The 24,748-nt window shown below is 73.5% G+C and carries 16 protein-coding genes; 7 read left to right on the top strand and 9 right to left on the bottom strand.

The annotated features are described in order from the left end of the window. Positions 1-32 precede the first annotated feature (32 nt). Entirely contained in the window at positions 33-1,262 is a 1,230-nt protein-coding gene (locus ACVWNX_RS23670) for a GNAT family N-acetyltransferase (RefSeq protein WP_454409717.1), read from the top strand. Between the two features lie 73 nt (positions 1,263-1,335). Here the strand turns inward: ACVWNX_RS23670 and ACVWNX_RS23665 are convergent, their stop codons facing one another. The 3 genes from ACVWNX_RS23665 to ACVWNX_RS23655 all read right to left on the bottom strand — a co-directional run bounded on the left by ACVWNX_RS23665 (position 1,336) and on the right by ACVWNX_RS23655 (position 3,672). After that, the gene (locus ACVWNX_RS23665; RefSeq protein WP_454409715.1) at positions 1,336-2,172 is read right to left on the bottom strand and encodes an Fpg/Nei family DNA glycosylase; all 837 of its coding nucleotides are present in this window, start codon (positions 2,170-2,172) and stop codon (positions 1,336-1,338) included. Between the two features lie 133 nt (positions 2,173-2,305). Then, positions 2,306-2,794: a ribose-5-phosphate isomerase gene (locus tag ACVWNX_RS23660; RefSeq protein ID WP_454409713.1), complete on the bottom strand. Its 489-nt coding sequence runs from the start codon at positions 2,792-2,794 to the stop codon at positions 2,306-2,308. A 284-nt stretch (positions 2,795-3,078) separates the two neighbouring features. Then, entirely contained in the window at positions 3,079-3,672 is a 594-nt protein-coding gene (locus tag ACVWNX_RS23655; protein ID WP_454409712.1) for a biotin transporter BioY, read from the bottom strand. Positions 3,673-4,021: 349 nt separating this feature from the next. Between ACVWNX_RS23655 and ACVWNX_RS23650 the strand changes: the two genes are divergently transcribed. Both ACVWNX_RS23650 and ACVWNX_RS23645 read left to right on the top strand, forming a co-directional pair. Beyond that, positions 4,022-5,464: an amino acid permease gene (locus ACVWNX_RS23650; RefSeq protein WP_454409710.1), complete on the top strand. Its 1,443-nt coding sequence runs from the start codon at positions 4,022-4,024 to the stop codon at positions 5,462-5,464. A 268-nt stretch (positions 5,465-5,732) separates the two neighbouring features. Beyond that, positions 5,733-6,374, top strand: coding sequence for a superoxide dismutase (locus ACVWNX_RS23645; protein WP_454409708.1), 642 nt, complete (start codon positions 5,733-5,735; stop codon positions 6,372-6,374). 191 nt (positions 6,375-6,565) lie between these two features. On the opposite strand, the gene ACVWNX_RS23640 is transcribed toward ACVWNX_RS23645, so the two are convergent. Continuing rightward, positions 6,566-7,201 carry a DsbA family oxidoreductase gene (locus tag ACVWNX_RS23640; protein WP_454409707.1) on the bottom strand — a complete coding sequence of 212 codons (636 nt, stop codon included), beginning with the start codon at positions 7,199-7,201 and terminating at the stop codon, positions 6,566-6,568. 375 nt (positions 7,202-7,576) lie between these two features. Between ACVWNX_RS23640 and pepN the strand changes: the two genes are divergently transcribed. Both pepN and ACVWNX_RS23630 read left to right on the top strand, forming a co-directional pair. Continuing rightward, the gene (gene pepN / locus ACVWNX_RS23635) at positions 7,577-10,168 is read left to right on the top strand and encodes an aminopeptidase N (protein ID WP_454409706.1); all 2,592 of its coding nucleotides are present in this window, start codon (positions 7,577-7,579) and stop codon (positions 10,166-10,168) included. 321 nt (positions 10,169-10,489) lie between these two features. Then, positions 10,490-11,680, top strand: coding sequence for a hypothetical protein (locus tag ACVWNX_RS23630; protein WP_454409704.1), 1,191 nt, complete (start codon positions 10,490-10,492; stop codon positions 11,678-11,680). A 66-nt stretch (positions 11,681-11,746) separates the two neighbouring features. Here the strand turns inward: ACVWNX_RS23630 and ACVWNX_RS23625 are convergent, their stop codons facing one another. Both ACVWNX_RS23625 and ACVWNX_RS23620 read right to left on the bottom strand, forming a co-directional pair. Then, entirely contained in the window at positions 11,747-13,138 is a 1,392-nt protein-coding gene (locus ACVWNX_RS23625) for a serine hydrolase domain-containing protein (protein ID WP_454409702.1), read from the bottom strand. Between the two features lie 427 nt (positions 13,139-13,565). Next, positions 13,566-14,018 carry an NUDIX hydrolase gene (locus tag ACVWNX_RS23620; protein WP_454409700.1) on the bottom strand — a complete coding sequence of 151 codons (453 nt, stop codon included), beginning with the start codon at positions 14,016-14,018 and terminating at the stop codon, positions 13,566-13,568. Between the two features lie 384 nt (positions 14,019-14,402). On the opposite strand from ACVWNX_RS23620, the gene ACVWNX_RS23615 reads away from it, so the two are divergent. Continuing rightward, positions 14,403-17,729: a S8 family serine peptidase gene (locus ACVWNX_RS23615; RefSeq protein ID WP_454409698.1), complete on the top strand. Its 3,327-nt coding sequence runs from the start codon at positions 14,403-14,405 to the stop codon at positions 17,727-17,729. A gap of 112 nt (positions 17,730-17,841) precedes the next feature. Here the strand turns inward: ACVWNX_RS23615 and ACVWNX_RS23610 are convergent, their stop codons facing one another. Then, positions 17,842-18,777: a hypothetical protein gene (locus tag ACVWNX_RS23610; RefSeq protein ID WP_454409696.1), complete on the bottom strand. Its 936-nt coding sequence runs from the start codon at positions 18,775-18,777 to the stop codon at positions 17,842-17,844. Between the two features lies 1 nt (position 18,778). Continuing rightward, positions 18,779-19,300: an RNA polymerase sigma factor gene (locus ACVWNX_RS23605; protein WP_454409695.1), complete on the bottom strand. Its 522-nt coding sequence runs from the start codon at positions 19,298-19,300 to the stop codon at positions 18,779-18,781. A gap of 756 nt (positions 19,301-20,056) precedes the next feature. Here ACVWNX_RS23605 and ACVWNX_RS23600 point away from each other — a divergent pair. Continuing rightward, positions 20,057-21,085, top strand: a complete 1,029-nt coding sequence (locus ACVWNX_RS23600) for an aspartate-semialdehyde dehydrogenase (RefSeq protein WP_454409693.1) — start codon at positions 20,057-20,059, stop codon at positions 21,083-21,085. A gap of 828 nt (positions 21,086-21,913) precedes the next feature. Here the strand turns inward: ACVWNX_RS23600 and ACVWNX_RS23595 are convergent. Further along, entirely contained in the window at positions 21,914-24,661 is a 2,748-nt protein-coding gene (locus ACVWNX_RS23595; protein WP_454409692.1) for a zinc metalloprotease, read from the bottom strand. Between the last annotated feature and the right edge of the window lie 87 nt (positions 24,662-24,748).

The raw sequence follows: 24,748 nt of genomic DNA, 5'->3' as shown, positions 1-24,748 counted from the left end.
TCATCCTGCTTCGCCCTGATAGTCATGTCTACATGACGACAGGGCCACGGGTGCTGCTACCGGACGACTGGGATGTGTGGTACGCCACACTGGAGCGGGCGTTCGGGGGCGTGCCACAGGCTCCCGAGGAGCTCGCGCTGTGGCGGGACCTCATCGAGACGGAACGTTCCCTCGCGGTGTGGGAGGGCGAGCGCTGCGTCGGGACGGCGGGGGCGTTCAGCTTCCGGATGACCGTGCCGGGCGGCTCCCCGGTGCCCACGGCGGGCGTCACCATGGTCAGCGTGGCCGCCACGCACCGGCGGCGCGGGGTGCTGACCTCACTGATGCGACGGCAGTTGGACGACGTCCGGGCCCTCGGTGAACCGCTCGCGGTGCTGACCGCGTCCGAGCCCGCGATCTACGGCCGCTTCGGGTACGGCGTGGGGACGTACCAGTTGGCCGCGACGATCGACACCGCCCGGGTGCGGCTTACGGTCCCGCCGGGCCCCGACGCCCCGGTGCTGCGGTTCGCGGACCCGGCGGAGGTCGCCGACGCCTGCGAGGCGCTGTACGCGCGACGGGTGCCCGAGCGGCCGGGGATGCTGGCGCGGGGTCCGCACTGGGAGCGGAAGCCGCTGCTGGACCCGGAGTCGGAGCGGGGCGGCGGGTCCCCGTTGCAGTGCGTGGTCGCCGAACGGGACGGCGAGCCGGTCGGGTACGCGCGCTTCCACACCAAGCCGGAGTGGAGCGTTCAGGGGCCGGACGGCACGGTGACGCTGCGGGACCTGGAGGCGGTGGAACCGGCGGCCTACGCGGCGTTGTGGCGGTTCCTGTTCGAGATCGACCTGACCTCGACGCTCCACGTCCGCAACTCCCCGGTGGACGACGCGTGGCAGTACCTGGTGTCCGACGTCCGGCGCTGCCAGCCGACCACGCGGGACGCGCTGCACGTGCGGCTGGTGGACGTGGGCGCGGCGCTGGCGGCGCGGACCTACCGGGCGCCGGTGGACGTGGTGTTCGACGTGACGGACGACTTCTGTCCCTGGAACACCGGGCGCTGGCGGCTGTCGGGCGACCACAAGGGCGCGTCCTGCGAGCGCACCGGGGACGCCGCCGAGCTGCGGCTGTCGGTGCGGGAGCTGGGGGCCGCCTATCTGGGCGGGGTGAGCCTGGCGGCGCTGGGCGCGGCCGGGCTGGTGGAGGAGTCCCGGCCGGGGGCGCTGGCGGGGACGGCCACGGCCTTCGGGTCCGATGTGGCGCCCTGGCTGCCGCACGGGTTCTGACCTTCCGGCCTTCGGGCCCGTCCGTACGGCTCCCCCTGCCGGTCGGGCGGCTTCGGAGCGCCGTGGACGGGGTTCAGGCCCTTCCGGCCGCCGTCGCCGCCGTGGTGGACGGCTGGCAGGTGGGGCACCAGAAGAGGTTGCGGGCGGCGAGTCCGGCGGCGCGGACCTCGTCACCGCAGATCAGACAGGGCCGCCGGTCCCTGCGGTACACGTACACCTCGCCGCCGTGGTCGTCGACGCGCGGCGGGCGGCCCATCGCCTCGGGGGTGTGCTCGGGGCGGACGGTGTCGATGCGGTTGGCGCGCACGCCCGCCCGCATCAGCACCACGAGGTCGGCCCAGAGCGCGTCCCATTCGGCGCGGGTGAGGTCCCGGCCGGGGCGGTAGGGGTCGATGCCGTGCCGGAAGAGGACCTCGGCGCGGTAGACGTTGCCGACGCCCGCGACGACCTTCTGGTCCATCAGCAGCGCGGCGACGGTGCTGCGGCTGCGCGAGACGCGGGCCCAGGCCGGGGCGGGGTCGTCGGCGCGCAGCGGGTCCGGGCCGAGCCGGTCGTGGACGGCCCGCTTCTCGTCCCCGGTGATGAGGGCGCAGGTGGTGGGGCCCCGGAGGTCGGCGCAGTCGGTGGGGGTCGCGATCCGCAGCCGGACGGTGTCGGTGGGCGGCGGCACGGGCGCCACGGTGAAGTCGAGCTTACCGAAGAGCCCCAGGTGGACGTGGACCCAGTCGCCGCCCGCGAAGCCCAGGAACAGGTGCTTGCCGTGGGCCTCGGCGGCGGTCAGGGGACGGCCGTCCAGGAGGGCGGCGCTCGCCGCGAACCGGCCCTGGGGGCTGCTGACCCGGACCTCGCGGTCCAGGAAACGCTCCCGGTGGTCGAGGGCGAGGCGGTGGATCGTGTGCCCTTCCGGCACGGGCGTGACTCCTGGGGTGGGTGGGGACGGCTGGGGCGCCTCTTACGGCTCCGATCCGGGCGGAACGGACGGCGACGGGCCGACGGGACACCCCCGACCGGTACGGCCGGGGGTGCGCTCGGGGCTCTCTCCGCTACGGCTGCTGGGGGTGGTGCGCCGGGATCGGCGGGAGGTCGCCGGTGGTCTCGTACGCCGACAGCATGTCGATGCGGCGCTGGTGGCGCGCGTCACCGGAGAACGGGGTGGCCAGGAAGATCTCGACGAACTTCACGGCCTCGTCCGTGGTGTGCATCCGGGCGCCGACGGCGACGACGTTGGCGTCGTTGTGCTCGCGGCCCAGGGCGGCGGTCTGCTCGCTCCAGGCCAGCGCGGCGCGGACGCCCTTCACCTTGTTCGCGGCGATCTGCTCGCCGTTGCCGGAGCCGCCGATGACGACGCCGAGGGAGCCCGGGTCGGCGGCGGTCCGCTCGGCGGCGCGCAGACAGAACGGCGGGTAGTCGTCCTGGGCGTCGTAGATGTGGGGCCCGCAGTCGACGGGCTCGTGGCCGTGGCCCTTGAGCCACTCCACGAGGTGGTTCTTGAGTTCGTAGCCGGCATGATCCGAGCCGAGGTACACGCGCATGGGTCCGAGTGTGGCATGCCCCGGAGGGGGCGTACGCCCATGGGTCCGGGCATTGGTACGGACCTGAACGGGCGGGGCCGGACGGGGACGGGACGGGCACCGGCCCCGGTTCCTGGACGGAACCGGGGCCGGTGGACGCGCGGGGCCGGGACGGTCCGCGACGCGGGTCGGCGCGGGGCGATGCCCCGCCCGGCGCGGGACGCCGTCCGGCGCGCCCGGGACGGTGCCGGGTGCGGGACGGGGACCGGCGTGCGCGGGACGGTGCGTCCCGCGCGGTGCCGGGGTCAGCGCTTGACGAGCCGCCAGGCGGTGGGCAGCGCGCCCATCGCCAGGGCCGCCTTGAGGGCGTCGCCGATGAGGAACGGGGTCATGCCCGCGGCCACCGCGCCGGACAGCGACAGCGGGGTGCTGGCGGCCAGGTAGGGCACGCCGACGGCGTAGATGACGGCCGAGCCGATCACCATGGTGCCTGCGGTGCGCAGCACGGAGCGGTCGCCGCCGCGCCGGGCGAGGGCGCCGACGACCGTCGCGGCGAGGAGCATCCCGAGGACGTAGCCGAAGGTCGCGCCGCCCGCTCCGGAGGTGCCGCCCGCGAACCACGGCACGCCCGCCATGCCGACGAGGGCGTACAGCGCCAGCGAGAGGAAGCCGCGGCCCGCGCCGAGCGAGGTGCCGACGAGCAGGGCGGCGAAGGTCTGACCGGTGACGGGCACGGGCGAACCGGGCACCGGCACCACCAGCTGCGCGGCGGCACCGGTGAGGGCGGCGCCGCCGACGACCAGGGCGACGTCCCGGAGGCGGGCGCGGACCACCGAGGAGGCGGGCAGGAGGTCGGCGAGGACCTCGCCGGGGCGGACGGTGACGGTTGCGGTGCTCAACGGGGCTCCCCGGGGTGCGGGCGGAGGGTTCGGGACACGGCGACGCTATCCCAGCGGACCCGGGCCGCTCACGGTCAGCGACCGACAAAGGGCACCACCCGGTCTTGATGAGTTCCACACAAAGCCGTCGAGCGAATCAGCCGGTCAAGGTGATGCCGGTCACGAAAGCGCTGTGGGGTCTCACCAAAACCGAGCCCCGGCCCCTCCGACCCGGTCACCGAACCTCCACACCTTGATGGACATGTCCATGATCCTCTTGGGCAGAAGGTGCCCGTACGGCACGACCGGAAATGCCTGTACGGCACACTTGATGGCTTCCCCCACATCACGAGGTAACGGAATCCCCCACATGGCCCCCATAGACGCCACCGCGCCCACCGGCGCGGACCCGGAGTCCGCCACCGCCCCCGGCCCGGGGAAGAGCTCGGGGAACGGGCTCGGCCACGGACTCAAGCAGCGCCATCTGTCGATGATCGCCCTGGGCGGGGTGATCGGCGCGGGACTCTTCGTGGGATCGGGCGCGGGCATCGCCGCCGCGGGCCCCTCCGTGGTCGTCGCCTACGCCGTCTCCGGGCTGCTGGTGATGCTCGTGATGCGGATGCTGGGCGAGATGTCGGCCGCGCACCCCTCGTCGGGGTCGTTCTCGGCGCACGCGGAGCGCGCGATCGGGCCCTGGGCGGGCTTCACCGTCGGCTGGGCGTTCTGGGTGCTGCTGTGCACGGCCGTGGGGCTGGAGGCGATCGGCGCGGCGAAGATCGTCACCGGCTGGCTGCCGGGCACCCCCCAGTGGATGTGGGTCGCGCTGTTCATGACGGCGTTCTGCCTCTCCAACCTGGCGGCGGTGCGTCACTTCGGCGAGTTCGAGTTCTGGTTCGCGGCGCTGAAGGTCGGCGCGATCGTGGTGTTCCTGGTGCTCGGCGGGCTCGCCGTCGCGGGGCTGCTGCCCGGTACCGACGCCCCCGGCACCGCCCATCTCACCGGCGAAGGCGGCTTCCTGCCGAACGGCGCCGACGGGCTCATCGTCGGTCTGCTGGCCTCGGTGTTCGCCTACGCGGGGCTGGAGACCGTGACCATCGCGGCGGCCGAGTCGGAGGACCCGGTGCGCGGGGTCGGCCGGGCGGTGCGGACCGCGATGTGGCGGATCGGGCTCTTCTACGTCGGGTCGATGGCCGTCATCGTCACCCTGGTGCCCTGGAACGACCCGGACGTGGTCGCCCGTGGCCCCTATGTGGCCACCCTCGACACCCTGGGCATCCCGGGCGCCGGTCAGATCATGAACGTGGTGGTGCTGGTGGCCCTGCTGTCGGCCATGAACGCCAATGTCTACGGGGCCTCCCGGATCGCGTACTCCCTGGTGGAGCGGGGGCAGGGGCCGAAGGCGCTGGGACGGGCGCGGAACGGGGTGCCCCGGGCCGCCGTACTGGCCTCGTCCCTGTCCGGCTTCGGCTGCGTGCTGCTGAGCTACTGGCGCCCCGACGACGTGTTCGGCTGGCTGCTGAACATGATCGGGGCGGTGATCCTGGTGGAGTGGATCTTCATCGCGGTGTCCCAGCTGATCCTGCGGCGGCGCGCCGAACGCGAGGAGCCCGGACGGCGGCTCACCGTCCGGATGTGGGCCTTCCCCGTGCTGACCTGGGTCGCGCTCGCCATGATGGCCGGGATGTTCGTCCTGATGGCGCGTGAGCCGGGGACCCGGACGCAGTTGTACTCCACCGGGGCCCTGGTGCTGGTGCTGGCCGGCGCGGGCGCCGTCCGCCAGCGGCGCCGCGCCCGGAGCGCCGCGCACGGCTGACCGCCGCCCCCTCCCCCCTTCGTACGAGCCCGGCCGGGTCACCCGGCCGGGCTCGCGCCGTCGCGCGGCCCGGCGGCCCGCTCCACCACCCCGCGCCCACCCCGTCCCCACCCCCGTGCCCACCCCCCGGACGGACCCGTCCTGACGGTCCGTCGTCGACGGCCGGTGGGCACCGCGCGGCGTGAGGGGGCCGCGACGCGGTGGTGGGAAGCTGCTGGTAGCGTGCAGATGCAAGTGCTTTGCAATAAGAGGTCAGAGGGGACCCGCGATGGCCGTCTACACACTTCCCGAACTTCCGTACGACTACTCCGCACTCGCACCCGTGATCAGCCCCGAGATCATCGAGCTGCACCACGACAAGCACCACGCCGCCTATGTGAAGGGTGCCAACGACACCCTGGAACAGCTGGAGGAGGCGCGGGACAAGGACCAGTGGGGTTCGGTCAACGGGCTGCAGAAGAACCTGGCCTTCCATCTGTCCGGCCACATCCTGCACTCCATCTACTGGCACAACATGACCGGTGACGGCGGCGGCGAGCCGCTGGACAAGGACGGCGTGGGCGAGCTGGCGGACGCGATCGCCGAGTCGTTCGGCTCGTACGCCAACTTCAAGGCCCAGCTGACCAAGGCGTCGGCGACCACCCAGGGCTCCGGCTGGGGCGTCCTCGCCTACGAGCCGGTCAGCGGCCGTCTGATCGTCGAGCAGATCTACGACCACCAGGGCAACGTGGGTCAGGGCTCGACGCCGATCCTGGTCTTCGACGCCTGGGAGCACGCCTTCTACCTGCAGTACAAGAACCAGAAGGTGGACTTCATCGAGGCCATGTGGCAGGTCGTCAACTGGCAGGACGTGGCCAAGCGCTACGCCGCCGCCAAGCAGCGCGTGGACAACCTGATCCTCGCTCCCTGACCCGCCCGGCCGTCGGGCCGTCGTGCCGCACCCGGGTCAGGGCCGCACCCGGGGGCACTCCCAAGGTCCTGCTCGTGATCGTCTTCTCACCGCTCACCGGCAGGAGCACAAAGCGAAAGCCCCGCGAGGACAGGACTCGCGGGGCTTTCGCCGTGTCCGGACGCGGGACCGGCGCCGGTGTCGCTACGCGGTCAGTCGAAGACCGGCCCCCGGGTGCGGGTGCGCTTGATCTCGTAGAAGCCCGGGATGGACGCCACCAGCAGGGTGCCGTCCCACAGCCGGGCGGCCTCCTCGCCCTTGGGGGCCGGGGTCACCACGGGGCCGAAGAAGGCTATCTGCTCGCCGTCCGGGCCGGGGACGGCGATGACGGGGGTGCCCACCTCCTGGCCGACCTTGTCGATGCCCTCCTTGTGGGAGGCCCGCAATTCGGCGTCGTACTCGTCGGAGTCGGCGTACCGGAGCAGCGACTCCGGCAGGCCCGCGTCCGCGACCGCCCCGGCGAGCGCCTCGCGGGTGGCGCCCTCGCCCCGGTTGTGGAAGCGGGTGCCCAGCGCGGTGTAGAGGTCCCTGAGGACCTCCTCCCCGTGCAGCAGCCGGGCGGCGGTGGCCACCCGGACCGGCCCCCACGCGTCGCGCAGCCCCTGCCGGTACTCCTCCGGCACCTGGTCCATCTTGTCCTCGTTGAGGACGGCGAGGCTCATCACGTGCCAGCGGACCTCGATGTCCCTGACCTTCTCGACCTCCAGCACCCAGCGGGAGGTCATCCACGCCCACGGGCACACCGGATCGAACCAGAAGTCGACGGGGGTCTTCGGCGTCACAGACATGTCTCTCCGTAAGTTGTCGGGCGGCCCGGGGCGCCCGGCCCAGGGCGGCGACGTCACCCCGTGAAGAACGTCACAGGCCCGCGCGGTCATTCCCGCGCGTCGGCTCCGGCCGCGGCCCGCTCACGTCCCCCGGCCTCCGACGGGGCGCCCGACGCGGGGCGGACGGGGGCCCATGACAGGATCGCTTCCCGGGTACCGAATACCGTGTACCGGTTTCCGGAACATCCGGAAGGCTGAATTACCCGGATTAACCGGATCACCCGAAAAACCACGACATCCGACACCGAAGGACCTCGTGGCCACCGCTCCCGCGCGCCGCGACCGGCGCCGGGCCACGGGGCCGCCGGGTCCCGCCAGCCACAAGGGAGTGCCGCCGTGCCCGGTGAGAACCTGTCCCGCGACGAGGCCCACGAGCGGGCCGCGCTGCTGTCCGTCGACGGCTACGAGGTCGCGCTCGACCTGCGGTCCGCGACCGGGGACGCCAGCGCCGCCGACGGGGACGGTCCGCGGACGTTCCGCTCGGTCACCACCCTCCGGTTCCGCTGCGCCGAGCCGGGGGCCACCAGCTTCGCCGACCTGGTGGCGCCGCGCGTCACCGCGGTCTCGCTGAACGGCCGGGACCTCGACCCGGGCGCGGTCTTCGACGGCTCCCGGATCACGCTGGAGGACCTGGCCGCCGAGAACGAGCTGGTGGTCGACGCCCAGTGCGCGTACAGCCGCACCGGCGAGGGCATGCACCGCTTCGTCGACCCGGAGGACGGCGAGGTGTACCTGTACACCCAGTACGAGCCCGCCGACGCGCGCCGGGTGTTCGCCAACTTCGAGCAGCCCGATCTGAAGGCGCCCTTCCGCTTCGAGGTGACCGCCCCGGACGACTGGACGGTGTGGAGCAACGGCGTCGGGGAGCGGGTCGACGGGGTCTGGCGGTTCGCGGAGACCAAGGCGATCTCCACCTACATCACGGCGGTCGTGGCCGGGCCGTACCACCACGTCACCGACCACTACACCCGGGTGCTGCCGGACGGCACCAAGCTGGAGATCCCGCTGGGCGCGATGTGCCGCAAGGGCCTCGCCCCGCACTTCGACGCCGACGACGTCTTCCTGGTGACCAAGCAGGGCCTGGACTTCTTCCACGACCACTTCGACTACCCGTACCCGTTCGGCAAGTACGACCAGGCGTTCGTCCCCGAGTACAACCTCGGCGCGATGGAGAACCCCGGCTGCGTGACGTTCCGCGAGGAGTACATCTTCCGGGGCCGGGTGACCCGGGCCGCGTACGAGCGGCGGGCCAACGTCATCCTGCACGAGATGGCGCACATGTGGTTCGGCGACCTGGTCACCATGCGCTGGTGGGACGACCTGTGGCTGAAGGAGTCCTTCGCGGACTTCATGGGCACCTTCTCGATGGTCGGGGCGACCCGTTTCACCGACGGCTGGATCACCTTCGCCAACAACCGCAAGGCGTGGGCCTACCGCGCCGACCAGCTGCCCTCCACGCACCCCGTCACGGCCGACATCCGTGACCTGGAGGACGCCAAGCTGAACTTCGACGGCATCACCTACGCCAAGGGCGCCTCCGTCCTCAAGCAGCTCGTCGCCTACGCCGGGGAGGACGCCTTCCTGGAGGGCGCCCGGCGGTACTTCAAGCGCCACGCGTACGGCAACACCGAGCTGGGCGACCTGCTGACCGTCCTGGAGGAGACCTCCGGCCGGGACATGACCGCCTGGTCGCGGGCGTGGCTCCAGACCGCCGGGGTCAACACGCTGACCCCGCAGGTGCTGCTGGACTCGGCCGGACGGATCACCGAGCTGGCGATCCTCCAGGAGGCCCCTGAGGAGTACCCGACGCTGCGGCCCCACCGGATCGCCGTCGGCCTGTACGCGCGCGAGGACGCCGGTGGGGACCTCGTCCGTTACGCCCGCGCCGAGGTGGACGTCGCCGGGCCGCGCACGGTGGTGGGCGAGCTGGCCGGTCAGCGCGCTCCGGAACTGGTGCTGGTCAACGACGACGACCTCACCTACTGCAAGATCAGGTTCGATGAGAACTCGCTGGTCACCCTGCGGGAGCGGCTCGGTTCGCTGACCGATCCGCTGGCCCGGGCGCTGTGCTGGTCGGCGATGTGGAACCTCACCCGGGACGCGCTGGTGCCCGCCCGCGACTTCGTGGACCTGGTGCTGCGGTTCGCCGGGCGCGAGACCGACATCGGGGTGCTCCAGATGCTGCACGCCTGGACCCTGTCGGCGCTCACCCACTACGCGGCGCCCGAGTGGCGCGAGGAGGGCGGACGGCTGCTCGCCGAGGGCGCCGTGCGGGAGCTGCGGATCGCGGAGCCCGGCAGCCAGCACCAGCTGACCTGGGCGCGGTTCCTCGCCGCGACGGCCTCCGCCGACACCGAGCTGGGACTGCTGACCGGACTGCTCGACGGGACCGCCCGGATCGACGGGCTGGAGGTGGACCAAGAGCTGCGCTGGGCGTTCCTGGAGCCGCTGGCCGCGCACGGGGTGGCCGGGGAGGACGTGATCGCGGCCGAACTGGCCCGGGACGACACCGCGTCGGGCCGACGCCACCAGGTGCGCTGTCTGGCGGCCCGGCCGCTCGCCGAGGTCAAGGCCCGCGCGTGGGCGGACGTGGTGGAGTCGGACGCGCTCTCCAACGCGCTGGTCGAGGCGACGATCTCCGGCTTCGGCCAGTCCTCCCAGCGGGAGCTGCTGGCGCCGTACGCGGAGCGGTACTTCGCCGTCATCGAGCGGCTGTGGGCCGAGCGGTCCATCCAGATCGGGATGGACGTGGTGCGGGGGCTGTTCCCGTCGCTCCAGGGCGACCGGGCCACCCTCGACGCGGCGGACGCCTGGCTCGACGGGCACCGGGAGGCGGCGCCCGCGCTGCGACGGCTGGTGGCCGAGGCCCGGGACGACCTCGCGCGGGCGCTGCGCGGCCAGGACTGCGACCGGCTCGCCGCCGGGTGAACCGGCCTCCCGCCGCTGAGAACAGCCGGTGAACCCGGCTGGTGAACCCGGCCGGTGAAGGCTTCGGAGGCGCGGGACGTCCGGCGCGTGCACACCCGCACGCGCCGGACGCCCGCGCCTCCGGCGCTTCCGGACTTCGGCCGCCCGGGCCTCCCGGGCCTCCCGCCCTCAGGACGTACGGGGCTGAACATCCGCCCACCGCACGGGGGATCGAGGTTTCGCCCCGTGAACATCCACTCTTTCGGGCGAAGTTGTCCTGGAATGTCGATGAATCCGCATGACAGGTTAGCGACCCCGCCCCAGGTGGGCAGATTGCGGGACATGAACCACAATGCCCCGCTCTTCGGTCGTTCCGGTCGGTCCGGCCCCGCCCGTCCGGAGCAGCGCCTCCCCGACCTCCGCGACGCGCGGCCCCGCGTCATGAGTCTGCCCCAGCTCCGCGCGCACGGCGTGTCCGCCGCCGAGACCAGCGCGCGGTGCCGTCCGGGCGGGGCCTGGCAGCAGTACCTGCCCGGGGTGTACCTGCTGCACCAGGGACCGCCCACCAGCGAGGAACGGCTGCACGGCGCGCTGCTGTTCGCGGGACGGCCCGCCGCCCGGGGCACCGTCCCCGTCCAACCGCTCGCCCCCGGGCAGGAGTCCGGCCGCTACGGGGCGTACGGCGGGTACGGGGGCTCCCCCGGAACCGGTGCCGGGGACCCCTACGGGGGCTGGCCCGGTGACGAGGAGGTCTCCCCGTACCGGGACGCGATGATCACCGGGATGGCGGCCCTCGCCCTGCACGGCTTCGCCGCCGCGCCCTCGCTGCTCGCGCTGGACCGGATCGACGTCCTGGTCCCCCGCACCCGGCGGCTGCGCTCCACCCCCGAGGTGCGGTTGGTGCGCGGCGCGGTGCTGCCCCGGCCGCAGCGGGTGACGGGGCTGCCGGTGGCGCCCGTCCCCCGGGCGCTGGCCGACGCGGTGGCCCAGCTCGGGGACACCCCCTCGGTACGGGTGCTGCTCACCGAGGCCGTGCGCGAGCGGCACTGCGAACCGTCCGCCGTGGTGCGGGAGTTGAACCAGGCCCGGCTGCTGGGCCGTCCGCATGTGGTGGACGCGGTCGAGTCGCTGCTCGCGGAGGGCCGGGCGGTGGCCGAGGACCGGCTCTACCGGATGGTGAGCGCGCACGGGCTGCCCGAGCCGGTGTGGAACGTCGAGCTGCGGCTGCCGGACGGTGACGGCGCGCCGCTGGGCGCGGTGGACGCGTACTGGCCGGAGCACGCCGTCGCGGTGGAGCTGGACACCCGCTCGCCGCGCCCGGGGACGCGCGCCGACGACCCGGAGGCCCGGGCCGAGTGGGCGGAGTACGCCCGCAAACGGGACCGGTTGGAGGGGCTGGGCGTGACCGTCGTCCACATCACCCCGCGCAAGTTGCGGGAGAGCGCCGAGCAGCAGGCCACGGTGGTGCGCACGGCGCTGCTGACCGCCGCCGGGCGGGAGCCGGACGCACGGCTGGTCGTCCTGCCGCGCTGACGGCCCCGGCCCGGCCGGGCGGGGCCGGGCGGGGCGGAGCCGGGCGGTCGGCGCGGTCCGGTGGGCTCAGTGGGGGTCGCGCGGGTCGTCGCCCGGGGCACTGTCCGGGTCGCCGTCCGGGGCGCCGCAGAACTCGGCGCGTTCGATCGCGCCGGTGCCCGCCCAGTCGCCGTTGAGGTTGTACGCGAGGACGTGACCGCCGTCGCGGGTGCCGAGCAGCTGGGTGACCGAGCCGGGGATGTCGCCGCCGTGGCCCCACAGCCGGACCCCGCAGCGGGTCCGGACGGAGAGCACGCCGAGCCCGTAGCGGACGGCGGAACCGGGGGCGGTCTCGACGGTGCTGGTCATCGCGGCGAGTTGGCGTCCGGTCAGCAGCTCGCCACGGAGCAGGGCGGTGAGGAAGCGGGTCAGATCGGCGGAGGAGGAGATCATCTCGCCCGCCGCGTAGGCCATGGAGGGATCGAGGAGGGTGACGTCGTGGACGCGGACGGCGCGCGGATCGGGCGAGAGCCTGCCGTAGGCGCGGGAGTGCGGATCGGGCAGCCGGGGGTCGGTGCCGGGGACGGTGGTGGCGCGCAGCCCGAGCGGGCGGACGATCCGGTCCCGGACGGTCTCGCCGTAGGGGCGGCCGGTGACCGCCTCGATCACCAGCCCGGCCAGCACGTAGTTGGTGTTGGAGTAGCCCCAGGAGGTGCCGGGCCGGAAGGCGGCGGGGTGCGCCAGGGCGGTGCGGACCAGTCGGCGGGGGGAGAGGCTGACGAAGCGGTGGGAGCGGAATCCGGGATCGTGGAAGCGGGTCCGGCGGAAGTCCTCGTCACGGATGTAGTCGGGAATCCCGCTGGTGTGGTTGAGGAGTTGGCGGACGGTGATCCGGCGTCCGTCGGAGCCGCCGCCCCGGACGAGTCCGGGCAGCCAGCGCTCGACCGGGTCGTCGAGGTCGAGGCGGCCGTCGCCCTCCAGGAGGAGCAGGGAGGCGGCGACGAAGGTCTTGGTGACGCTGCCGACGCGGTAGCGGTCGTCGGCGCCGCGCGGACGGCCGGTGCGCAGGTCGCCCACGCCCGTCGCGGTCCGCCAGGTGCCCGCGCGGTCCCGGACCTGGGCGCTCACCCCGGGGACGCCCGCCGCGACCAGGTCGGTCATGGCCCGGGTGGTGGGGAGGTGACCGCCGTGGTCGCCGTCCCGGCCGAAGAGGGTGTCCCCCGTCGGGTGCCCGCCCTCCCCCGTCGGGTGGGCGGCGGCGGGGACGGTGAGCGCGGCGGCGAGGGCCGCCGAGGCCAGCGCGAGGAGTCCCGTCCGGACGGCGCCCCGCGTCCACCCGGGGCCGGTCGTCCGTCGGAGGCCGGTTCCCGACGGGGTGCCGCTCGTCCACCGGGTACTGGTCGCCCGTCCGGGCGCGAGTGCCGTCCGGTGGCCGCGCGCCGTCCGGGTCCGGCGGGCCTGGGGTGTCGTCGTCGTCAAGGACGCCTGCTCCTCGGGGCGGTCGGGGTCACGGGGTTCCCGGAGGGCCGCCGGGCGGGACGCCGGAAGGCGGTCGGCGGCCGGGGCGGGGTCCTCCGGACGGGGGTGGCTCATGCACGGTAAACCGGCGCGGGCCGGAGAAGGTTCGCCGGGTCCCGGTCACGGTCCCGTTCGTGAGCGCGGTACCGGTCGGGGACCGGCTCCCGGGAAGGAGTCCTCCGGGCGCCCGCGCGGTTCCGGGACGGATCACGTCCCGCTCGTTTCCGGCCATCGGGACCGGGGGCGCCCCACGGCCCCCGGTCCGGCGGGAGCGGTCCGTCCCACGGCGGCGGCAACGACCGCGGTCGCGACGACGGCTACGGCTACGGCCACGGCCACGGCCACGGCCACGGCCACGGCCACGGCGAACGACGGCCCGGTGCCGGGCTCAGCGGCCGTCCGCCGGGCGGCGGTGCCACAGGCCGATCCCGTGGTCCACCAGGGGCAGCCGTTCCAGGGCGGCCACCTCCGTCAGCGGGTACCAGGCCGCGAGGTCGGTGGAGCCGTCGGTCTCGGGGCGGAGTTCGCCCCCGGTCACCTCGGCGGCGTAGATCAGGCGCAGCGCGTGGAAGTCGGCGTGCCCGCCGAACGGCCGGGGGTCCCGGGGCACCCGGTGCGAGTCGACGCCGAGCAGGGCGTTCGGGACGACCTCGTAGCCGGTCTCCTCGGCGACCTCGCGGACCACCGTGTCGTAGGGGTCCTCCCCGTGGTCCATGCCGCCACCGGGAAGGGTCCAGCGGCGGGTGCCGTCCCGGGCCACCCAGCGGGCCAGCAGCACCCGTTCCCCCTCGACGCACACCGCGTACGCGGCGACCCTCAGCACCTCGCGCGTTCTCCCCATGGAGACACGGTACGGGCCCGCGCAAGCCCGCCGAACGGCCGGAACGAATACGGCTATCACCCGCTATACGCACCATGGCGTATGGCGGAAGTGCGCCATGAGCACGACACCGTTCGGACAGCCCTCCCCAAACGACCGCCCCGTACGTAAGGCTGAGCGGTCATCCGGCCTCGGATTCCGGAACACCTCCGGTCCGAACGATCCGAACGATCCAAGTGATCTGTGCGATCCGAGCGATCTGAGGATCCGAACGCGGCCGGACACCGACAGAGAGATCTTTCCCGGGCGCCCGCCCGGTCCGCGCCACCCGGTCGCCCGACGGCGCGGGCCGCACGGTGCCCCGGGGACGGACCACCCATCCGCTCCGACACACACAGGGATGAGATGACCCCCACCCCCAACGCGTCCGGCTCCGGCGCGAGACGCGCGGCCCGCATAGCCGTGGCCGCGGGCCTCGTGGCCGCGCTCAGCGCCGCCGGACCGCTGCCCTCGGCCTTCTCCGCCTCCGGTGACGGACCCGCGCCGGTGGACGCGGCGGTCAAGCCCGCCGACGCCAAGCTCGGTGCCGCCGACGTGGACCTGCTCGCCGAGGCCAAGGCCGACGGCGACAAGAACGTCACCATGATGATCGCGACCAAGCCCGGCGCGACCGAGCAGGTCCGTGACCAGCTCGACGCCGTCAAGGGCGGCTCGGTGGCGCGGACGCACGACAAGCTCGGCTACGTCCGGGCCACCGTGCCGACCGGGAAGGCCGACGCGGCGATCGCGGCGGCGGCCAAGCTGCCGTCGGTGCAGGGCATCGACCTGCGCCACGAGATCCAGCTGGACGACCCCTCCCCCTCGGGCGGCGCCAAGTCCGCCAAGGGGCAGCGGAACCCGGCCCCCGGCGCCTACCCGGCCCCGGACCGGAACACCGCGGCCAAGAACCCGTACAACCCGTCCTTCGAGACCGGCGCGGTGGACTTCGTCCGCCAGAACCCGAAGGCCGACGGACGCGGGATCACCATCGGCGTCATCGACTCCGGCGTGGACCTCGGCCACCCGGCGCTCCAGAAGACGACCACCGGTGAGCGCAAGATCGTCGACTGGGTGACGGGCACCGACCCGATCCTGGACGGCGACAACACCTGGCGCCGGATGACCAACCCGGTCAGCGGGCCGACCTTCTCCTACGCCAACACGAGCTGGAAGGCTCCCGCGGGCGCCTACCAGGTCAGCCTGTTCCGGGAGAACGTCACCGCGACCGGCGACGCGGCGGGCGACCTCAACCGCGACGGCGACACCACCGACGTCTGGGGCCTGCTCTACGACCCGGCCGCCGGAACCGTCCGCGTGGACCTGGACAACGACCAGGACTTCACCAACGACGAGGCCCTGAAGCCGTACAAGGACGGCTTCCAGATCGGCTACTTCGGCAAGGACGACCCGGCGACGGAGATCGCCGAGCGGGTGCCGTTCGTCATCGAGATCCGCAAGGACGTCCCCACCGACCCGTACGGCGGCGACTGGGTCGGCAAGAAGGCCGACTTCGTCAACATCGGCATCATCGAGGGCGACCACGGCACCCACGTCGCGGGCATCGCGGCGGCCAACAGCCTCTTCGGCGGCAAGATGAACGGCGCGGCGCCCGGCGCCAAGCTGGTCTCCTCCCGCGCCTGCTCCTGGGGCGGCGGCTGCACCAACATCGCGCTGACCGAGGGCATGATCGACCTCGTCACCAACCGCGGTGTGGACATCGTCAACATGTCCATCGGCGGTCTGCCCGCGCTGAACGACGGCAACAACGCCCGCGCGGAGCTGTACGCCCGGCTCATCGACACCTACGGCGTGCAGCTCGTCATCGCCGCGGGCAACGACGGCCCCGGCGTCAACACCATCGGTGACCCCGGCCTCGCCGACAAGGTCATCTCCGTGGGCGCGACCATCTCCAAGGAGACCTGGGCCGCCAACTACGGCTCCGGCGTGCGCAAGTCCTACGCGATGATCCCGTTCTCCTCCCGCGGTCCGCGCGAGGACGGCGGCTTCGCGCCGATCATCTCGGCGCCCGGCGCGGCCATCAACACCACCCAGACCTGGACCGCGGGCGGTCCGGTCGCCGAGGCGGGCTACCAGCTGCCGCCCGGCTACTCGATGCTGCAGGGCACCTCGATGGCCTCCCCGCAGGCGGCGGGCGCCTCGGCGCTGCTGCTCTCGGCGGCCAAGCAGCGCAACGTCGAGCTGACCCCGGCCACCCTGCGCACCGCGCTGACCTCCACCGCGAAGCAGATCCGCGGCGAGCAGGCGCACGCCCAGGGCACCGGCCTGATCGACATCGTCGACGCCTGGAAGTCCATCCGGCGCGGCGCCACGGCCCACGAGTACACGGTGAAGGCGCCGGTCGACACCAACATCGACCAGGCCCTGAAGACCCCGGGCTTCGGCACCGGCGTCTACGACCGCGAGGGCGGCCTGAAGAAGGGTGAGCGCAAGACGTACGACGTCGTCGTCACCCGCACCACCGGCCCCGACCGTCCGGTCCGCCACGAGCTGGACCTGGAGAACAACCACGAGGGCACGTTCCGGATCGTCGGCGACGACGAGGTCCGGCTGCCGCTGAACACCCCGGTCACCGTGAAGGTGCAGGCGCGTCCCTCCTCGGTCGGCGTGCACAGCGCGATCCTGGAGGTCGACGACCCGCGCACCGAGGGCACCGACCACCAGGTCATGTCGACGGTCGTGGTCTCCACCCCGATCGCCAAGCCGTCCTCGACGTTCTCGGCGTCCGGCGTCTCCACCCGCAACGCCCACCAGTCCTACTTCCTGACGGTCCCCGAGGGCGCGAAGAGCCTGGAGGTCCGGCTGAGCGGACTGGCCGACAAGAGCCAGACCCGGTTCATCTCGCTGCACCCGTACGGCGTGCAGATGGAGAACTCCAGCACGATCTTCTGCTACCCGAACTTCGAGCACCCGCTGAACCAGTGCCGTCCGGACCAGCGTTCCTACGCCAACCCGACGCCGGGCGTGTGGGAGATCGAGGTCGAGTCGCGGCGCACCTCGCCGCTGCTGGACAACCCGTACAAGCTGGACGTGACGGTGCTCGGCGCCTCCTTCGACCCGGCGACGCAGACCATCGCCGAGGCCAAGGCGGGCGTTCCGGCGCCGGTCTCCTGGAAGGTCACCAACGAGTTCGCGGCGGTCCAGGGCAAGCTGAAGGGCGGCTCGCTCAGCTCCGCGCTGGCCGAGCGCAAGTCCATCAAGAACGGTGCCGTCGAGGCGTACTACGTCACCGTGCCCGAGGGCACCACCCGGCTGGACGCGTCGATCGGCAAGCCCTCCGACGCCCGTGCCGACCTCGACCTGTACCTGTACCGGGGCGACGAGACCACGCCCATCGCCCAGAAGGCGGACGCGGACTCGGAGGAGGCCGTCTCGGTGCGCAACCCGGCCGCCGGCGTGTACCGCGTCGAGGTCGACGGCTACTCGGTCCCCGGTGACGGGATCACGTACGACTACCTGGACCTGTTCCTGGCCCCCTCGCTGGGCTCGGTGACCGTCGACGAGTCGCGGACCTTCCCGCTCGGCCTCGGTGACAGCGTGCAGGTCCCGGCCGAGGTCGTCGCGAAGGAGCCGACGGCCCCGGGCCGTCAGCTCCGCGGCGAGGCGCAGCTCGTGAACGAGCGCGGCTCGGTCGTGGGCATCGGCGGCGTGCGGGTGGACAAGGTCACCCCGTAACGCCCGTCCGTGACGCGGAGGCGGGGCCGGTACGCATCACGCGTACCGGCCCCGTCGGCGTTCTCCCCGGCGGATCGGGGGCGCGCCGCCCCGCCGGGGTCTCCGCCGCCCGTCAGGCGCGGGGGGCCGTCCCGTCCTCGCAGGAGAGCTTCCGGGAGGCGGGCAGCGACTGGACCACCACATCGCGCAGTTCGCCGCGTTCCACCGGATCCGTGGCCCAGTTGTCCGGGTGCTCGTCACCGCCCTCGGGGAAGGTCAGCAGGACCTCCTGGTCCGGCTTCAGCCGGGGATCCGCGTCGAGGTCCATGGGGAACGTCATCCGGCCCAGGGCCCCGGAGGGCTTGTAGGCCCGCATGACGTCCACCGTGACCCGGACCTCGGTCTCCCCCTCGACGACCCTGACGACCCGGCCCTCCACGATCAGCCGGGAGCAGGCGACGAAGCCCTCCGGGGACAGGGCGCTCGACCCCTTCGGCACGCCCCGCTGGGGCAGGGGCGAGGCATCGGATTCCAGCGTGGGCGCCACGCTCTTCGCGTCCGACAGCTGGTGGGCCGTCCCGGGGCTGTTCAGCCACCAGTGCGCTCCGGTGACCACCGCCGCCAGGCAGGCGGCCACCGAGACCCCCACCATCAGTCCCCGCGCGAATCGTCCGCGTGGACGGCCCGGCGGGCGCCCGGACGGGGAGCCGGTGCCGCCGCGCGGGCGGAAACGGGGGCGGTCCGCGCGCAGGGGCGGGACGGGGGTCGGCGGGCCCGGGGGCTCCGGGGCGGGCGGTCCGGCGGGGGCGCGGGAGGCACCCTTGTCCGGGGGAGCCGCTGTGGTGTCAGGGGTGTCAGGGGCCTCCGGGGCACCGGCCAGCGCGTCGCCCAGCAGGCGCAGTTCCGCGCGGAGGAGGGCGACGTCGTCGAGGGCGGACCGGTATTCGGCGGCCCGGTCCGGGTCGGCGAGGGCCTCCGGGGACGGCGGCTCGTCGAGGAGCGCGGCGAGCAGGGCGTCCGGCGCGTCCGGCGTCCCGGGTACGTCGTCGTGGGGCAGTCGTCCGGCCATCTCACACCACCTCGTCCTCGTGCAGGAGCGCCCGCAGCGCCCGTACCGCCGTGTACAACCGGCTCTTGACCGTGCCCTCCGGCACGCCCAGCCGGTCGGCGATCTCCCGTACCGGCAGATCGGCGTAGAACCGCAGCACCACCACCTGGCGCTGCGCGTCGGGGAGCCCGTCCAGCCCCTGGGCCAGGGCCACCGACAGCACCCGGGTCTCCTCACCGCCGCCCGACTCCTCGGTCCGCAGCGAGGCCAGGCGCTCGCCGACCCGTTCCTGACGGCGCCGGGAGCGGTGCCAGTCCACGGCGAGGTTGGAGGCGACGACGGCCGCCCAGGCCGCCGGGTCGCGCGGGGCCTCCTGCCCCTTCGCCGCGCGTTCGAGCAACCGCAGCCGGACCTGCTGCACCCCGTCCGGCAGGTCCGACCGCGGTACTCCGCCGAGCGCCAGGATCGCCCGCACCCGGCGTTCCAGCGGGGCGTCCAGCGGATCGGCGGGCGGCGGCCCGGCCGGGTCCACAGACAGGGCCACGGCCCGGTCCACGGCCTGGGCCGCAGGCTGGGACGCGGGCTGGTCCACGGGCCGGGCCGCGTCGGGCGTCGCGACCGGGGCCGCGACCGGGTCGGCGGCACGGTCCGTCGCCCGGTCCGTCGCCCGGTCGGGAGCGCGGTCGGCCGCCCGGTCCGTCGCCGGAGGGCCCTGGTCCGGGACGCCTCTCGGTGACGGCACCGTGGCGGACGGGTCCGCCGGGAGCGGGGCGGCGGGTCCCGTCGCGCGGCGCCCGGTCACGGCCGCGCGCCCCCCGTCGCTCCGGGGCCCGCCGCCCCGCTCCCGGGGGTCGGTCCCCCGGGTCCCTCCGGCGGCCCGGAGCACGCCGGACTCCCGCTCCACGGCGCGGACCCCGTGTCCGCCCCCGTTCCGGCCCCGTCGCCACAGCAAGGACACCGATTCCCTCCCCTCGCACCGGCGGCCCCGGTGGGACCGCCCGTGTTCCCCCCTATGACGCCGGTCCCGCGCGGAGCGTTCGGACCGTTTTCCCGCAGGCTCCCCGGACGGGTGGGCCCTCCCCCGGTCCGGGCGTGACGGACGTCCCACTCCGCGGAACGTGGTCGCTGGATTGGACACACGGGACGGGAACGGACGCATCATGGGACCGTGCACCCGTCCCCCGTGTCAGGGAAGCACGGACACGAGGGACACATCACTCCATAACCCCGTACAGCGCGGTACGGACGCCGTAGTACCCCGGGCACCCCACGTCCGGGCAGCACCCCAGAAGGAGTCACCGTGAGGGTCGGAATCGTCGGAGCCACCGGTCAGGTGGGCACCGTCATGCGCAAGGTGCTCGCCGAGCGGGACTTCCCGGTCAGTGAGCTGCGGCTGTTCGCCTCGGCGCGGTCCGCGGGCTCCAGCGTCGACTGGAAGGGCACGCCGGTCACCGTCGAGGACGCCTCCACCGCCGACTACAGCGGTCTGGACATCGTGCTGTTCTCCGCGGGCGGCGCCACCTCCCGGGCCCTCGCCGAGAAGGTCGCCGCACAGGGCGCCGTCGTGATCGACAACTCCTCCGCCTGGCGGCGCGACCCCGAGGTGCCCCTCGTCGTCTCCGAGGTGAACCCGCACGCCGTCGCCGACCGGCCCAAGGGGATCATCGCCAACCCGAACTGCACCACCATGGCCGCGATGCCCGTGCTGCGTCCGCTGCACGAGGAGGCGGGCCTGGAGGCGCTCGTCGTCTCCACCTACCAGGCGGTGTCCGGTTCCGGGCTCGCCGGGGTGGCGGAGCTGCACGGCCAGACGCAGAAGGTCGTCGCGGGGGCCGACGCGCTCACCCACGACGGCGGGGCGGTCGACTTCCCCGAGCCCGGCGTCTACCAGCGGCCCATCGCCTTCAACGTGATCCCCCTCGCCGGAAGCGTCGTGGACGACGGCTCCCACGAGACGGACGAGGAGCAGAAGCTGCGCCACGAGTCGCGGAAGATCCTGGAGATCCCCGGGCTGAAGGTGTCCGGCACCTGTGTCCGGGTGCCGGTGTTCACCGGTCACTCGCTCCAGGTCAACGCCCGCTTCGCGCGGCCCGTCAGCGTCGAGCGGGCCCGCGAGCTGCTCGCCGGGGCGCCCGGGGTGGCCCTCTCGGACATCCCCACCCCGCTCCAGGCCGCCGGTGGCGACGTCTCCCACGTGGGCCGGATCCGGGTGGACGAGACCGTGGACAACGGGCTCTCCCTCTTCCTCTCCGGTGACAACCTCCGCAAGGGCGCCGCGCTGAACGCCGTCCAGATCGCGGAGCTGGTCGCCGCCGAGCTGAGCGCCTGACCCGACCCCGACCCGACCGCACGGGACCGGTACGGGGCCACGGCCTCGCACCGGTCCCGCGCGCGTCCGCCGTCCGTCCCGCGCCTGGTCGGCGTCCGGCGTGTACGTGGTCGGCGTCCGTCGTCCGTCCCCTGCGTGTCCGGCGGTCGTCACGCGCGCGTCCGGCGTCCGGTGTCCGTCCCGCGCGTGACCGGACCAGGCCCGGCGTGTGAAGGCCCCGGTTGGAGTTCCGTGTCTTCGAGGAGGACTTCGGCGGCCTCGACCAGATCCCCAGCCCCACCGGGCACGGGCCCGGTCCGCCACCGTCTCCAGCAGCCGCGCATGCCCGGTGCCCCAGTCGAACGTCAGCTGCGCCGCTTCCCCGGCGGCATCGCGCGCCTCGGCCCTCAGCGAGATCCGGCGTACCCGGGCCCGCTGCAGGTCCAGGCCGTCGTAGAGCCCGTAGGCGGCGCGGGCCAACGGCGGAGGCATGGCCCGGTGGCTGAGCTGCGGCGTGAAACCCGCACCGGCCGGATGGAGCGGCAGACCGGCGCGCCGTCGGCATGCGTGGCCCGGAGGGCCGCTTGGTGCCGTCCGGCAGGGGCTCCATGGACACGACGTGGGATACGCCGTTGACGGTGGCGGTGCCGTCGTTGCCGCCTTCCAGTGTTTCGGCGGGGATGGTCAGGGAGCCGCCGTGGTGTGTGAGGAGGGCGTGGGAGGCGCCTTCGGGCTGCACGCGCACCGTCGGTTCTCCTGCTGGCGCTGGGCTGCTTGTCGGTCGGGTGTGCGTGTGGGGTGGGGGCCGGGGTCCCGTGCGGTTCCCCGGCCCGGTGCCGGTGGGTGTTGTCAGGGCTGGTCGTCGGTCGGTTCGGCGATGGCGGCGCGTGTTTCGTCGGCCTGTCGCTGGATGTGCTGCTGGACGTGGATGGGGACGCCCTGGTGGTGGAAGTGGGTGGTGAGGTCGGTCAGGACGGCTTCGGCGCGGTCGAGGTCGCCGGCTTTGGCGTGGACGGTCGCGAGGCGGCGCATGGCGGCGTTGAGGGTGAGGTTGTCCAGGCCGGTCGCCTCGTCGGTGCGGGAGGTGTTGATGGCGTCGGTGAGTTCGGTGACGGCGGTGGCGGTGTCGGGTTGGCGGACGGTGAGGCGGCCGTCGGTGACGGTCTGGAAGTGGCGTCCGGCGTTGGCGCCGTGGGCGAGCCGGGCGTGGGCGGCGAGCGGGTGGTCGCCGTGGCGTTCGATGAGTTCCCGGAGGGCGTCGTTGCCGGCGGTGAGGGTGGGGGTGTCGGAGCCGAGGAGGGTGAGGAGGGCGCCCTGTTCGTCGCCGAGGAGGAGTTCGCCGGCTTCCTGGTCGGCGTGGTCGAGGGGGAGGCGGACGCGGAGGGTGCGGGTGGGGGAGACGAGGCGGGTGCCGTCGAGGGCGGTGTGGACGGCGGTGACCCGGTAGAGGCCGGGGTCGGCGAAGGTGAGGCCGTCGGCGCCGTAGCCGAGGTAGACCGTCTCGTACAGCGCGGGCTGCGTGGCGGTGAGGGTGAGGGTCTGCTCGGCGGCGCCGTGCCCGTGGCAGGCGCGGACCATGGGGCGGAACGGGGTGGTGCGGCCCCGGGGGTCGGTGACCAGGACGAGGGTCCGTTCACCGCCCGGCCCGATGTTCCGGGCGGCGGTCACCTCGGCGCGTGTGCCGGTGAGAGAGAGTTTCAGCTCGGCGGTGACCGGCTCGCCGTAGCCGAAGACCTGCTTTCCGCCGATGGTCAGCACCAGCCCGGAGCCGTCGTCCGGCAGTGGTGTCTGTGCCGTGGTGAGGGCTTCGTCGGGCAGGAGCGCGCCGTTGGTCTGGAAGGCGGAGCCTCCGGGCACGACGTGCCGGTAGTGGCCGTGCCGCAGGTGGCGCAGTTCGTCGGTGGAGAAGTGGAAGGGGAAGTCCTGCCAGAAGTGTTCGGCGCCTTGCCGGACCGCTCCGTCGTCGTATCCCCAGGGGTAGTTCATCCAGGACAGTTCGCCGTAGCCCTGGTTGGGGCCCAGGGGGGACGGGGGATCGTTGATGTCCTTGCGCCAGGAGTGGGACAGGTTGAAGGCGTGGCCGATCTCGTGGACGTAGGTGAGGAGTTCGTAGGCGGTGCCCAGCGCCTGGTGGTCGCGCAGGGTCTTGTGGAGGATGACCAGGCCGTTACGGCCCCGGAACTGCGTGTCGAACATGAGCCCGAAGGCGTCCGTGGAGCTGTAGGAGGCGATGAACGCCCACAGTTTCCACTGGGGGCCGGTGCCGCGGAGGCTGTAGTTCGCCCTCATCGCCGCGTACAGCTCGGACGCCGACCACCGCAGGTCCGTGCCGGAGCTGTCGGCGATGGTGTTGGCGGTACCGGCGGCCCGGATCTCTATCCCGGCCTCGGCGTAGGCGGAGGTGACGCTCAGCACCCGGTTGCGGTAGCCGGGCGGCACCGGCGCCAGGGTGGTGTCGTAGCTCTGGAAGACCTCCACCCCCTCGATCGTGTCGGTCTCCAGCTCCAGCGTCCGCAGCGCCGTGCTGGTCTGCGCGCAGGCGAACTGGATCGGGCCGGTGCCGTCCGGCTTGGTGAGGGAGAGGGAGGCGGCGGTGGGCGTGGCGGTGGCGGGGACCCGGGGGACGGTGAGGGTGAGGGTGGTCTGGGCGACGCTGCCGGACCAGGCCAGGCCGGTCTGGGCCAGGGTGTACCGGTCGCCGTGCTGTTCGACGGTCAGGGCGTCGGTGCTGCGGAACGAGCTGTAGTAGGAGCCGTCCGCGTTGAAGATGTCACCGCTGACCATGCACAGGGCCCGGCTGCCCTCCAGGTCCACGCGCAGCTCAGCGCGCTGGCCGGTGCCGGTGTCGTTCTTCCAGGTGCCCGTCACGGTGCGGTAGGGGGTCCGGTACGGCTCGGGGAGCGCGGTCAGGCCCGGTATCCCGAGCTCGTGCAGCTTTCCGGCGGCGCCGACCGGGCCGGTCCGCCAGTTCAGTAAGAGCCCCTGGTCGCCCTTGACCAGCAGGCTCTGCCGGGTGCCGTCGGTGGCCGGCTTGTAGGCGATCACCTGGTCGAGATCGGAGCGGAAGCCCTCCGGCAGCCGGGCCCAGCCCGCGCAGCCCGACGCATCCGGCCCCTCGGTGATCAGCGCGTTGCGGACCACCCCGGTGGTCCAGTGCAGGGTCAGCACCCGCGGGCCCTTGAAGAAGTACGTCTGCCAGTTTCCGTCCGCCGCGTTCGGCGCCTGGAGCAGGGCGTCGACCTGGGAACGGAAGAACTCGGGCAGCGCGGTGCCCCAGTTGTAGAAGGCGTCCCACCGGCCCTCGCCGAGCTGCCCCCGGTCCCAGTTGTAGAACAGGATGCTGCCGCCGCGGACGAACAGCGTCGTCCACGACCCGCGGTCCGGCGGTGTCATCACCACCGCCTCGCTCGACTTCCGGTACGCCTCCGGCACTCCCTGGAAGTGGGTCACCACCGTGGTCAGCGGCCCCGAGGAGACCAGCGACCGCCCGTTGGCCAGAGCGGCTTCCTCCCCCCGGCGGAACAGGACCTTCCACTCCTCTCCCGGGTAGGCCATCGCCCACGCGAAGCCCGTCGCCTTGTACCGCATGAACGCCATGAGCCGTCCCCTCCCCGAGCGCCGCGGCACCTCGTTGCCCGCAGTCCGGAGGCGAGTCTGACAGCGGCGAACCCCCAGCTCACAGAC

The organism is Streptomyces sp. JNUCC 64 (assembly GCF_054484115.1).
This window is presented reverse-complemented; position numbering and strand designations above follow the sequence as displayed.